General features: G+C 39.7%; 11 protein-coding genes. 5 read left to right on the forward strand and 6 right to left on the reverse strand.

Annotated features, from left to right (window positions below; all coding sequences use genetic code 11):
- Nucleotides 1–6: 6 nt before the first annotated feature.
- Nucleotides 7–1,476: a DUF5687 family protein gene (locus IL356_RS03625; RefSeq protein ID WP_121847162.1), complete on the reverse strand. Its 1,470-nt coding sequence runs from the start codon at nt 1,474–1,476 to the stop codon at nt 7–9.
- A gap of 139 nt (nt 1,477–1,615) precedes the next feature.
- Between IL356_RS03625 and IL356_RS03630 the strand changes: the two genes are divergently transcribed.
- On the forward strand, nt 1,616–2,665 hold the full coding sequence (locus IL356_RS03630) for a ferredoxin--NADP reductase (protein WP_121847161.1): 1,050 nt from the start codon (nt 1,616–1,618) through the stop codon (nt 2,663–2,665).
- Between the two features lie 139 nt (nt 2,666–2,804).
- Nucleotides 2,805–4,664, forward strand: a complete 1,860-nt coding sequence (locus IL356_RS03635) for an SLC13 family permease (RefSeq protein WP_121850550.1) — start codon at nt 2,805–2,807, stop codon at nt 4,662–4,664.
- Here IL356_RS03635 and IL356_RS03640 read toward each other — a convergent pair.
- Nucleotides 4,661–5,440 carry a patatin-like phospholipase family protein gene (locus IL356_RS03640; RefSeq protein ID WP_121847160.1) on the reverse strand — a complete coding sequence of 260 codons (780 nt, stop codon included), beginning with the start codon at nt 5,438–5,440 and terminating at the stop codon, nt 4,661–4,663. The genes IL356_RS03635 and IL356_RS03640 overlap by 4 nt on opposite strands.
- A 74-nt stretch (nt 5,441–5,514) precedes the next feature.
- Nucleotides 5,515–7,035 (reverse strand): Do family serine endopeptidase, encoded by a 1,521-nt coding sequence (locus tag IL356_RS03645; protein WP_121847159.1) that lies wholly within the window; start codon nt 7,033–7,035, stop codon nt 5,515–5,517.
- 536 nt (nt 7,036–7,571) lie between these two features.
- On the opposite strand from IL356_RS03645, the gene IL356_RS03650 reads away from it, so the two are divergent.
- The 3 genes from IL356_RS03650 to IL356_RS03660 all read left to right on the forward strand — a co-directional run bounded on the left by IL356_RS03650 (nt 7,572) and on the right by IL356_RS03660 (nt 9,892).
- The gene (locus tag IL356_RS03650; protein WP_121847158.1) at nt 7,572–7,907 is read left to right on the forward strand and encodes an arsenosugar biosynthesis-associated peroxidase-like protein; all 336 of its coding nucleotides are present in this window, start codon (nt 7,572–7,574) and stop codon (nt 7,905–7,907) included.
- A gap of 51 nt (nt 7,908–7,958) precedes the next feature.
- Nucleotides 7,959–9,014 (forward strand): arsenosugar biosynthesis radical SAM (seleno)protein ArsS, encoded by a 1,056-nt coding sequence (arsS, locus tag IL356_RS03655; protein WP_121847157.1) that lies wholly within the window; start codon nt 7,959–7,961, stop codon nt 9,012–9,014.
- 227 nt (nt 9,015–9,241) lie between these two features.
- Nucleotides 9,242–9,892, forward strand: a complete 651-nt coding sequence (locus tag IL356_RS03660) for a TetR/AcrR family transcriptional regulator (protein ID WP_121847156.1) — start codon at nt 9,242–9,244, stop codon at nt 9,890–9,892.
- Between the two features lie 5 nt (nt 9,893–9,897).
- Here IL356_RS03660 and IL356_RS03665 read toward each other — a convergent pair whose 3' ends face one another.
- Genes IL356_RS03665 through IL356_RS03675 form a run of 3 tightly spaced genes read right to left on the reverse strand, consistent with a single transcriptional unit; the run spans nt 9,898 to nt 12,531 of the window.
- A complete protein-coding gene (locus IL356_RS03665; protein WP_317125488.1) occupies nt 9,898–10,944 on the reverse strand; it encodes a glycosyltransferase family 9 protein in 1,047 nt (348 codons plus the stop codon).
- Entirely contained in the window at nt 10,931–11,533 is a 603-nt protein-coding gene (locus IL356_RS03670) for a DUF4254 domain-containing protein (RefSeq protein ID WP_121847154.1), read from the reverse strand. Before IL356_RS03670 ends, IL356_RS03665 begins: the two co-directional genes overlap by 14 nt.
- Nucleotides 11,534–11,592: 59 nt before the next feature.
- Complete coding sequence (locus IL356_RS03675; RefSeq protein WP_121847153.1) at nt 11,593–12,531, reverse strand: hypothetical protein; 939 nt, start codon at nt 12,529–12,531, stop codon at nt 11,593–11,595.
- Nucleotides 12,532–12,555: the final 24 nt, after the last annotated feature.

The following is a 12,555-nucleotide window of genomic DNA, read 5'->3' on the forward strand; positions in this document are numbered from 1 at the left end:
ATTGGATTAACTGTTCTTTTCTTTGAAACCGGCAATCATTCTATATTTTTTATTGCGATATGCTTTGGTGGTCATATCGATCAATTGCTTTCTGCATAAAAAACCAATCAGACCGACCAAACCCATGGCCACAATTGCCACCTGAAACGAGGCCGAATAATACAATACGCTGTAGAGAACCATCGGCAGCCCGAATAGGGGTATACCCACAAGAAATTGTGCTGCACTTACGCCTTGCATATTGCCCACTGCACTTTTCGCCAAATCAATTCTCTTTTTGTTCAGCGACCCAAAGAGCAAAACCACTGGCGTATTAACACCCAAATTATAAAGTGCGCACGCCAAATTGATGGCCAAGGCTTCCCAACCAAAATAAATGTACGGAATGGACAACAGAAACATAACGGCTACACTTACGTAAATAAGCTTGGCCTTTGACTCTAAGTAATTCCGCAAGGGAATATTCTGCGACATCATCATGCTGTAATACTCACTATCCCAAGATGGTATGAATTGGCCAAAGTTCATCAAAAAAACACCGGTCATAAAAATGCCTACAAAGACCATCATGGGTGAATTAGGGCCAAAATCACCCATGGTATAAAATATCAAGCCATAGAAAATCATGGCCAAAGAAATAAAGACCTGTGTTTTAGTACGCTTGTTACGCCATATAAGCTTTAAGTCAAGTTTCAAGAAGGGCGCAATGTGGCCAAAATGACGTGTCCATGTCATGTCTGATGTCACCACGTGTTTGGTTTTCTTGCGCAAGGTGGTGTCTAAAAACAATTTTCTTTTTAAAAAACTGTAGTTAGCGTAATAAGCAAACACCAATAATAGCACTGGCACGAACAGCCAATAAGGTTGCTCATATAAAGAATAAAAAAGTTGACCGAAATAGACCGTTAAGGGCAGTACATCAAAATACTCAAAAGCAAAACAGCCTATCAAGATACTTGCTACTACCAGAAGCACCTTGTCACTCTTATTTACAAGAAAATTTATGTAGTTAATAAGAAGAACGATAGCCAATATCGCCAGCAGCCAAACAATCACATTGAGCCTGTCATAGCCTTTCGTTATGAGAACTACGCAAAAGGGAAGAAAAAAAATGAGGGACATGAAGTTGTAAAACGACAAAGCGGAACGCCCTAAAATATAATGGGTAATGGCACTTTTCTTGACCGGCAGGGTCAGAAAGGGCTTTACATCCATCACTGGAAGCTTCTGAAAAAAATAACGGACAAAAATTTCTAAAAGAAATGAATAAATGATGAATCGGTTGACCATCAAAAAAGGGTCATCATCCGGGAAAATTTTCTCTAGGGCAAAATACATGCCCACACCGGCCATTGCCAACGAAACCAATAGATAAACACCCAAAAAACCCATAAAAATCTTCATTGCCAACCCTTTTCCGAATGAAGAAGAGCGAAAGAAAGATTTCCATTGAAGGTTAGTGAAGTGCTTGATCATCAAAAGAACTATTGCTATGAAGAATGAGTGTACGAAAGATACTAATTGTTACACCTAGAAACTATTTTTTTGCCAATACGTTTCAAATAGTAGGGCCAATGCTTAATTTTGCCTTTCCATTTGTACTAAACAGATTAACATGGCCCAATTTCATCCGCTTACGGTAAAACACATCAAACCCTTGACACCAAGTTCAGTAGCCATCACATTTGCTGTGCCAAAAGAACTAATTCAAACTTTTGATTTTACCCCTGGTCAATACATAACCGTCAAAAAAGAATTGAAGGGAAAAGAGTTGAGAAGGGCTTACTCGATCTGTTCTTCACCGAAAAGTGATTGTTTCACCATCGGTGTAAAAAAAGTAGACCGCGGCGGTTTTTCTGATTTTGCCAACACCAAACTTTCCGTTGGTGATGTTTTAGAGGTTATGCCACCAGAGGGGCGCTTTACTTTTTCTCCTTCCGAAAAGCAGAAAAATATTGCTGCCTTTGCCGCAGGTAGCGGTATAACACCTATAATGAGCATTGTTAAGACCGTGCTTTCTAGCAATTCGAAAAATAAATTTGTTCTTGTATATGGTAACAAGTCTCACAAAGAGACCATGTTCTATACTGAATTGGCCAAATTAGAGCTTGATTATCCTGACAGGTTTTTTGCCTACTTCATTACCAGTCAAACACAGGAAGACAATTCGTTGTTTGGTAGAATCGATAGCTCAACGGTCAATTACGCTTTAAAGAACAAGCACAAAGACACTGAATTTGATGCCTTTTATCTTTGCGGACCTGAAGGTATGATTAATCTTGTATCAGATATGCTTCAAGAAAACGACATACCTAAAGACAAAATACACTTTGAACTTTTCACCACTACTGAAATTCTTGATGATATGCCCGTTGATGCCGAAGGTCAGACCCAACTAAAGATTATTCTGGACGATGAGGAGTTTTCTTTGACTATGGATAAGAAAGACCGCGTACTTGATGCGGTTCTCAAAGAAAATATCGATGCCCCATATTCATGTCAAGGTGGGGTTTGCAGTAGCTGCATCGCCAGAGTTACCGAAGGTAAAGCGGAAATGGTCAAAAATCAGATTTTGACCGACGGTGAAATTGAAGAAGGCTTTATTCTAACTTGCCAAGCGCTGCCGATTACCCCTAGCCTTACCGTTGATTACGACGATGTATAGAAACAACAGTTAAAAATATATATCGGTATATTTTTTGGCGAGTATATTGTAAAAGCATTAGCACTCGCAATTATTGCGATTGGGGTACAACCTGCCAAGGCTTAGAATACCTTTGCAAGAATATCTAATGCTCTTCGATATGACATGGGAAATCATTCTGGTTTTTCTCATCATTGGCGCAACCATTGTCTTGTTCGCCTTTGAGGTGTTTCCCATCGATAAAATTTCATTCTGCATAATTGCCGCTCTTTTGCTGACCGGTCTTGTGACACCTGAGGAAGCGGTCAGTGGTTTTTCGAATAAGGCGGTCATCACCATACTCTGTCTGATGATATTGGCTATAGGTCTTGAGGAAAACGGTGCTATTTCATGGTTGGCCAAAGGTTTAAAGGTCTTGAAAAGTTGGCCGATGGTCTTGGCCATGGTCGCGGTAATGCTCATTGCTGGCAGTATTTCAGCATTTGTCAGCTCTACAGCTGTCGTTATCGTATTCATCAAAATAGTCGCCGAGCTCAAACAGAAGTATCAAATGCCGCCCGGCAAATTGTTATTACCCATCTCTTTTGCCAGTATTTTAGGTGGAAGCTGTACATTGATGGGTACATCGACCAACCTTTTGGTCAACAACATCTCTTCTCGGTATACAGGTGAACGTTTAGGTTTTTTCGAATTCAGTTTAATGGGTATCACCTTCTTGGGTATTTCTGTACTAATAATCGCCTTATTTTACCGCTTTTTGCCAAAAAATGCCGCCGGATTATCGGATAAGTATGATCTCGACCGCTATTTATTGACCTTAACCGTTGACCCAGAATCTTCGTTGGTCGGTAAAAAGCTAGGGGATTCTTTCATGTTCAAAGAGTCGGATATTACCGTTCTAAGAATTACGAGAAATCGATTAGATCAAAATCTGCTCAATAAAGAGATGGAAATTCATGCCAATGATGTGATACTTCTTCATTGTAGTCTTGAAAACCTTCAATGGATGCGCGGCCAAGGTTATTTTGAAGTTGATGTCGAGCATTTAGACCAAATCAAGCCTGGTTCAAGCACCCAAATAAAGAGGGTGGGCGGAAAGCGAAAAAAGAAAGATGATCCGGATACCCAAGAAACTGAAAAAGAAAAGGATGCCGTATTGCTCGAACTACTACTGTTACCTGGTTCACGTTTTGTTGGCCGCACGTTAGCAGAGCTTAAAAGAATGATTGTACCGAGGGCCATACCTTTGGCCGTCAACAAACGAAAAAAATTAACAAGTCTTCAGAGAAGGCTTTATCAGAGCAATCGAGAGTTTACTAGGCTTCGCGTTGGTGATAGGCTTTTGATACAGACCGACCCCGATTATGTTCCGAATTTTGAGAACAGTAATAATCTAGCGGTACTCAATCAGTTTGAAGGTCGACCGCCCTCAACTGTTATAAAACGTAACCTGTCAATTTTAATACTACTCGGTACAGTTGCTTTGGCTGCTACAGGCGTGTTTGAGGTAATGACCAGCGTTATAACGGGAACGCTTGCAATGCTTTTGTTCAAATGTGTTGAACTCAACCGAATCTATGAAAAAATCAACTGGCAGATTATATTTCTGTTGGCAGGAATGATTCCCTTAGGAATTGCCATGAGCAATGCCGAGGCCGATAAGTGGATAACCCAAGTCTTGCTTGAATATATGAGCGGACAACAACCTATGATCGTTATTGGAATTCTATTTTTGACCACCATGTTATTAAGCAGTGTTGTTTCTAATAATGCGACGGCCATAATTATGGCCCCTATAGGTATTTCGCTGGCCAATGGGCTGGAACTTGATGTCAAGCCCTTTATTTTATCAGTGATGTTTGCGGCTAACTTCAGCTTTTTCACACCGCTGGGCTATCAGACCAATGCGCTCATTTTTAGTATGGGTATCTATCGCTTTAAACATTTCTTGGTCATTGGGGGTATTATCTCAGTAGTTCTATGGATAGTCGCCACCCTTCTTTTAAGCAGTATGTTCTAATTTGAAAGTACTATGTCAAGAATTTCTCGGGTGTGGTCATAACCTATGGCATATGCCTTTTCAATTCCTTTTCTGTCAAGTACGCCAATATGCTCCAAATCTTTGAACTCCAACAACAGGTCGCATGCTTCCAATTTTTGCCTATTGATGGCGTAAATCATTAGTCCTGTTACCCTACCTGTCAGCTGTATGGAATTCTTTAACGCGTTTTTCTCCAGATGCCCTATCACAGAAACATTGCTTCCTAGTATAAAGTCGACCTTACCTTCAATTGGTTCCAAAGGAAAATTGTTCATTATACCGCCATCGGCAAAGAGTTCACCCCCTATTTCAACAGGACTAAATACCGGTGGAAGAGCAGCGGAGGCCAAAAGAGGCGCGATGAGCTCTCCAGAAGAAAAATATCCTAAATCACCATTTTGCAAATTCGTAGCCACTACATGCAACTCTCTTTGCAAAGATTCGAAATTATCGTCTGGAAAATAGACGCGAAAAACATCAAAATACCTATCGGTATCAATAAAGCCTGGCTTTACTATAGTCAAGAAGTTATATTTAAAGAGAGGGGTTTCTTTAAAGAAAGAAAGCATTTCAGAAACCGTATTACCGTTAGCATAAAGAGCACCCACCAACGCACCGACACTACTTCCGCTTACAATGTTTGCCGATATGCCATATTCATTTAATGCCTTAATTACACCTATATGGGCCATACCCCGAACACCACCGCCCGACAGAATTAGACCTAATGATGCAACATCTCTTAAATCTCTCATTTTGGTGAAAAAATAATGCCGCGGTGCGTGAAAGGCACCGCGGCATTAAAATTACTTAAAATGAAACGGATATATTAAGAATCCATTCCAAAAGCGTAATAATATTTCTCCGATGAACCCTCGTAAACACCTTCTATCATAACGCCGCCTGACTTGTTTTCAAGGGCTTTTGCTACATCTTCAACCTCCTTTATACGTTTTCCATCGATTCGGGTAATAATAAACCCTTCACGCATTTGGGTTTGCTTACGTATTTTACCAGGGTAAAGCCTTGTGACCTGAACACCACTTTCAATGTTCAGCTTTTCGGCCATTTTGGCATCTAAAGTCTCAAAATCTGCACCCAATAAATTAAGAACCTCTTTTTTCTCGTGTTTTACAATCTCAGTTGTTCCGTTCGCGTTCTCTAGAATCACATCAAATTCCTTCTCTTTTCCATCACGTCTAACGGTAACGGCCACTTTGTCACCCGGTCTTTTACTGGCAATAATCTCTTGTAGTCTTGGGGAAGTGCCAACTAGCACACCATCAACCTTCGTAATAATATCACCTGATTCAATACCGGCTTTGTCAGCAGCGCTCTGATCGCCCACATTTTCTACCCAAACGCCTTTTGAGAAGCTTACATTTTTCTCCTTGGCCAAAGATCCATCCATAGTTCTAATGCTCACACCAAGCATACCTCGCTGTACACTACCATATTTTAGTAAGTCTTCAACAACTTTGGTAACTATATTACTAGGCACCGCAAAACCATAACCGGTATAACTTCCCGTTCTACTGGCTATTGCCGTATTAATACCTACTAGGTTTCCTTCAAGATTGACCAAAGCTCCACCACTGTTTCCTGGGTTAATGGCCGCATCGGTCTGGATAAAGCTTTCAACAGCAAACTTTTCTTTATTTATATTGATACTACGTGCTTTCGCACTAACGATGCCGGCCGTTACGGTTGAATTCAGACCCAGTGGGTTACCAACTGCCAACACCCATTCACCTACCTCTACATCATCAGAATTTACCAGCGCCATGGTTCGCAAATCATCGGCGTCTATTTGTAAAAGTGCCAAATCAGTGGTCGGGTCAACACCAATTACTTTTGCCTTATAAGATTCATTATTATAAAGGGTCACCTCTACCTCGTCAGCATTATCAATTACATGATTGTTGGTAACGATATAACCCTTCTCATTTATGATAACCCCGGAACCGGTACCTATCAATGGTTGTGACTGCATACCACCTTCTGGCATTTGGTTTTTGAACATATCACCGAAAAACTCTTTAAAAGGATCTGGCAATTCTCTGGCACCGCTCATGTTGTTCTGAGGGCGGGTTTGAATTGATTTAATATGTACTACTGCATCTAATACCTTCTCACTGGTCTCAGTAAAGTCAAGCGGCTTGATATTACCTTCATCATCTGCCGTGTACAGTACATGTTTTCCATCAACCCCACTTACTTGGGTGATTTTAATTTCATCGTTCTGAGTCATTTGATACCCTTTTATAACGGCAAAACTTACCGCTAAGGCAATCAGGGCTGAAAACAGGTAAACCTTCCAACTCGAAGTTGTGTTTGCTCTATTTGTCATTTTGATTTGAATATTAATTAAACTTTCAGTTAAGAATCGACTTACGGGTCGAGAAAATCAATTTTAATTTTTACTCTTGAAAATTTGACGGGAACTTTTCTGCACTTTAATAGGTACAAAAACAGGCCTGTCGTTAGTAGACTTCTTTCTTGCCAGACCAATTGTATATATAAGACCAAAGATTCCGAAAAGCCACCCAATCATTAATAAAGCTGTTAAATTATCCATAGTAAATTCAATTTATATAAGTCTTGATTACGATTTCAATTTGAACAATTCTTATGCCAAAACGTTGAGTGTTTTTGCTAAAAAATCTATAAAAATGCGTGTGTTTCCTATACATTTTGTAAACTTTATTAACATGTTAGAATTTGAAGAGACTTTGGCGACATTTAGTTCTTACAAAAAATATCAGTCTTGCTTTTAAATGCACGAGAAAAAACGATGAACAATCGTATACGAATGTATGGTCACAAGCAAAAAACAGACTAATTGAATAATAGGATTAATCACAAACACTAAAAAGAAAAAATAAGATGGCTAATAATTATTATGACCCGGCGGATTTAAGAAAATTTGGAAAAATTAGCGAGTGGAGCGAAGAGTTAGGAGAAAAATTTTTCGACTACTATGGCAAAGTATTTGAGGAAGGAGCACTATCGGCCCGCGAAAAATCACTCATAGCGCTTGCAGTAGCCCACGTGGTCAAATGCCCCTACTGTATAGATGCTTATACTAAAGATGGCTTACAGCGCGGTATTACCAAAGAAGAAATGATGGAGGCCGTTCATGCCGGTGCCGCCATTGAAAGTGGGGCTACTTTGGTACATGGCGTACAGATGATGAACAAGTACAACAAGTTGAGTATGTAAAACTTTGTTTGCACTAAAATGCTCTTTTTGGGCTAAAACGAAACCATTATTATGGCAACAAAATCCCTCAAGGCAAGGCATAATGAACTTGCTGAAACAAATAAACAATTAGACATTCTTAGTGGAGGCGTGTTCGCCGATGGTGAACTTCCCCGTTTTAAGGATAAGCTCTCAAATATTGGGCAGTATCCCTTACGCCCTAAAAAATTAGAAATTTTCCAAATCAATGTGGGCTATATGTGCAACCAGGTCTGTGAGCACTGCCATGTTGATGCCGGCCCTGATAGAAAGGAAATTATGACCAAAGAAACTATGCAACAATGTCTCGATGTCATTTCACACACAGGTGCACATACCTTGGACCTTACCGGCGGTGCGCCGGAAATGAATCCTAATTTTAGATGGTTTGTTGAAGAAGCCGCCAAGGTCGGTATAAAAGATTTTATCGTTAGGTCTAATTTGACCATTATCATGGCCAACAAGAAGTATAATGACCTGCCAGACTTCTTTAAAGAGTACAATATTCATGTAGTATCTTCCATGCCTCACTATACTAGGGGAAAAACCGATAAACAACGTGGAGATGGAGTTTTCGACAAATCGATACAGGCATTGAAAAAATTGAATGAAGTGGGTTACGGAATGCCGGATAGTCCTTTAAAACTCGACTTAGTCTACAACCCATCAGGCGCCTTTCTACCTAGTGACCAAGCTGCCATGGAACGTGACTTTAAAAAAGCCCTAAAAGAAGATTTTAATATTGAATTTCACAATCTCTTTGCGATTACCAACTTGCCCATATCTAGATTTTTAGACTACTTGATCGCTTCTGACAATTACGAAGATTACATGTACTCTTTAGTAGAAGCCTATAATCCGGCAGCGGTAGCGAACGTTATGTGTACCAATACCATCTCCGTTAGTTGGGATGGTTGGCTGTTCGATTGTGATTTTAATCAAATGTTAGGTCTTAAGGTGGCCAGCAAGGTCAACCATATTAAAGATTATAACGAGGAAGTTTTAAATGACCGCAATATTATTATTTCTCAGCACTGCTACGGTTGTACTGCTGGAGCAGGTAGTAGCTGCCAAGGCACGGTCACCTAAACTAATATAGTTCCGTCCGTCTATTCTTAAAGGTTATTCACCCTACAATAGTATCATTTAAACCGACTATCAAGTCGGTTTATTTTTTTAGAAATTGTGTAGTTCGTCGGTGTTTGGTTATTTAACCGAAAATATAGGTCCGTTTATCCATTTAGATTGAGCGAAAACGTTTTCCTTGGGTTCTTTGTTAGAGACTTAGCAGTCTGTTAGACCCAAATCTTACTAAAATGGACAAGACTTTAAAACGCATGGCGACCATGCAAAGAATGCAAGTAACCGGATTGGAACTTTTCTATAAAAACGGTTATTACAATACAAGTGTCGACGATATTCTCAAAGAATTATCGCTATCAAAAGGAGCCTTCTATTACCACTTTGAATCAAAGGAAGATTTTTTTATTCAAATTATAGAGAACCTATTGGTTCGAAAGATGTATAGTATGCTGATTGAACCCATTGAAGGACACGAAAATACCTTAGACCTTATTACAAGTTGTTTTGAAGAAGCGTTGGAAACCGCTGTTCATAACGAATTGGATTTTGGTTTCGTGCTAAGTAATTTCGTCAACGAATTCAACGGAAAGAATGAGCGCATCATGAAGCATTTGAATGATATTCTACGAATTTGGGAAGCCAACCTTGTTTCGGCCATTCAACGCGGCAAATTTAACGGATATATCGATAGGCATGTAGATAGCGAAGGTGTAGCGGTCTACTTAATGAGCGCATATATTGGCGTAAGAACCCTGATGGTCGAAATTGCCCCAAGTGCAAGAAAATATAGGTTCATGTCGCAACTACGACAGTATTTTAAATCTTTGGAACCGAAAAGGGACAATAGCTTAAACCATCAAACTGTTTACGGGTCTGCGAATTAAAAAAGTTACTCTTTTGAGAGTATCTGTTCTACTTTATTGACAACTTTTGAGGGAGAAATACTTTCCATGGCCTTATCATAACCATCGGGCATTTTGTTGCCATAAACCGAGGTTGGGATAAGAGGGTATTTCTCTCTATCGGAAAGAATTGAGTTTTCCTCATTTTGCCCAAAAGGGGCAAAACCGGCATAGGGGTGAGTTACGCCCCACAACGTTACTACGGGTACACCATACATGGCCGCCAAGTGCCCGTTTCCACTATCCATAGACAACATAATATCAAGATTTGATATAAGTGCCAATTCTTCTTGAAAGGAAAGAATTCCCACCATACTAAAAACATCATCAAATCTCAATTGCCATTGCGCCAAAATCTCCTTTTCATGTTGGCCACCACCAAACAACAAAATTTTATACCGATTGGTTGAACTCAATTGTTGAATCACTTGCTCCATCAGTTCTTTAGGATACATCTTCCCTTCAAATGCCGCGAACGGGGCAATGCCAATCCAGGGTTTGGCCTCTACTCCTATTATTTTTGTGGCTGCTTCAGGGTACTTTTCCCTGGCCAAAGAAAAATCTCCTTCCAACTCGAAAGGATAGCCGAGCTTTGCAAATACATTGGCATATCTTGCGTGCGTACTTTTTAAAGGCACAAAAGCTCCTTTTCCTCCCGAAGTAAGTGCCTTCTTTTCGCTTCTCCCTTTGTTAATTTGCTTAAAAGGAATTGTTGTCAGAGTAAAGTATTTCTTTAGAATATTACTTCTAAGAACATTATGTAGATCCGCCACCCCGTCAAGGTTTTGCGATTTCAGCTCTTTGTACAGCTTCCAAAGACCCAAGACTCCTTTGTGTCTTCCTTTGACATCAGCTTCAAACACCTTCAAATTTGATAGTTGAAAAAACATCGGAGCGAAGAATTTTCTGGTCAATACCGTAAGCACCAAATCAGGATAACGTTGCTGAAGCGCCTTTAGTACGGGCACTGTCATTGCAACGTCGCCCATGGCTGAAAGCCTTATGACCAGAAGATGTTTCTTATTTTTGGGCACGAAGAACGGGATTCAGTTCATCGTCATTGTACATTTTCATTTGGCGATACACCTTCATGTACTTTTTTCCAGATTCAATATCAGCTATTAGCTGATCAATGGCCGTTGAAAGATCTTTTCTTTGCTCAAGCAATACACTCAATTTTTGAGTACATTTTTGAATATGCTCTGGCGAAGCATCTATGCGCGACACCTCTTCTTGCATGTGGTAGATTTTCAATGCCAAAATAGACAGTCGGTCTACAGCCCATGCAGGGCTTTCTGTATTAATAGTGGCGTCATCATCTGCTTCTACCGATTTGTATTTCTCAAGAAAATAGCTGTCGATATACTCGACCAAATCGGTACGGTCTTGATTGCTTGCATCGATTTTTCTCTTCAATACCAACGCCTCCTTAGGATTGATTTCAGGGTCTCGAATCAAATCTTCATAATGCCACTGCACGGTATCTATCCAATTTTTTCGATAGAGCAAACGGGCGATATCGTCTTTGGCATAAGGGTTCACAAAGGGTTGGTCAACAGTATCTTTTATATGATATTTTTGAATACTTTCTTCGAAAATCTTAAATGCTAAATCACTGAACATAACTCATAATTTTTGCAAAGGTATCAATTGTACCTTGTTGGCTCATGAAGTTGAACCGGTTATTTTAATGCCATGCTACTTGCAAACACCAGAAATGGCAATGCTATACTGACCATTAAGATAATTTCTTTGATGTTCGGCCTTCTGATCGATTCGATATATTTGGTGAAAAACACTACCGCGGGAAAAAATGTGACCATAATCGGATAAACATTATCCGATAGTTTAAGCACATTTAAAACAATTCCTATGATAAACGACAGTGCTATCAATCTCATAGTTACCACTTGGCCGACACTACCCTTGCCCAATTTTAAAAAAGCAATGAGCCCCGCAAGAAATGTACCCAATACATAGCATATCAACTTTGTACTGTGCCCCCAATATGAAAAATAGACCATATTGGGGTAGAACTTAAATTGGTAGTGGTTGGCCAGAAAATCTTGACTGTTGGCCAAAACCAAGACGCATTCGGTAATCATGAAAAAAGTGAATCCAGCGGCAAAGGGCACCAACCAGTTTTTTTTGATCTTTGGCTGATAAAAATAGATGGCGGCGAAAACCAATAGTAAGAACAATACGGCCCAATCATAAAACAGGGTAGATACCAATATCCATAAGGTCGAATCAAATATCTTAAACTTGATGTTCTTGAGCGAGCGCATACTCAACAATCGCCTAGACGCAAGCAGAAGAAAAAAGCTTGAAAAAATGGCGTTCGAGTCTGCTAACGTTTCAGGAAAGATTACCGTCAATAACGCATAGTACATTAAGGGAAATGAGTTGGTGCCCGTAATCTTGTTTCTCTTGACAATAAAATTGACCACAAAAATGCTGAACAGCAATAAAGCAAGTATTAAAACCTGACCCACTAGTTCTTCGGCCACATAAAATTTATTGAAAAGGGCAAAATGAACTGACCAATAAAAAACGAACAAAAACGAAAGCACAATGATGTAATTAATTGGCTTTGTTTTGCCAAAAATGATGGAAATCATCCTGACTTTTTATATTTTTGCAGG

The organism is Euzebyella marina (assembly GCF_014855515.1).
Lineage (GTDB): Bacteria > Bacteroidota > Bacteroidia > Flavobacteriales > Flavobacteriaceae > Euzebyella > Euzebyella marina.

Coding starts and splice junctions, on each gene's coding strand:
- IL356_RS03675 (WP_121847153.1), bottom strand. CDS start 12,531: ATGATTTCCATCATTTTTGGCAAAACAAAGCCAATTAATTACATCATT.
- IL356_RS03650 (WP_121847158.1), top strand. CDS start 7,572: ATGGCTAATAATTATTATGACCCGGCGGATTTAAGAAAATTTGGAAAA.
- IL356_RS03670 (WP_121847154.1), bottom strand. CDS start 11,533: ATGTTCAGTGATTTAGCATTTAAGATTTTCGAAGAAAGTATTCAAAAA.
- IL356_RS03625 (WP_121847162.1), bottom strand. CDS start 1,476: ATGATCAAGCACTTCACTAACCTTCAATGGAAATCTTTCTTTCGCTCT.
- IL356_RS03645 (WP_121847159.1), bottom strand. CDS start 7,035: ATGACAAATAGAGCAAACACAACTTCGAGTTGGAAGGTTTACCTGTTT.
- IL356_RS03630 (WP_121847161.1), top strand. CDS start 1,616: ATGGCCCAATTTCATCCGCTTACGGTAAAACACATCAAACCCTTGACA.
- IL356_RS03640 (WP_121847160.1), bottom strand. CDS start 5,440: ATGAGAGATTTAAGAGATGTTGCATCATTAGGTCTAATTCTGTCGGGC.
- IL356_RS03635 (WP_121850550.1), top strand. CDS start 2,805: ATGACATGGGAAATCATTCTGGTTTTTCTCATCATTGGCGCAACCATT.
- IL356_RS03660 (WP_121847156.1), top strand. CDS start 9,242: ATGGACAAGACTTTAAAACGCATGGCGACCATGCAAAGAATGCAAGTA.
- arsS (WP_121847157.1), top strand. CDS start 7,959: ATGGCAACAAAATCCCTCAAGGCAAGGCATAATGAACTTGCTGAAACA.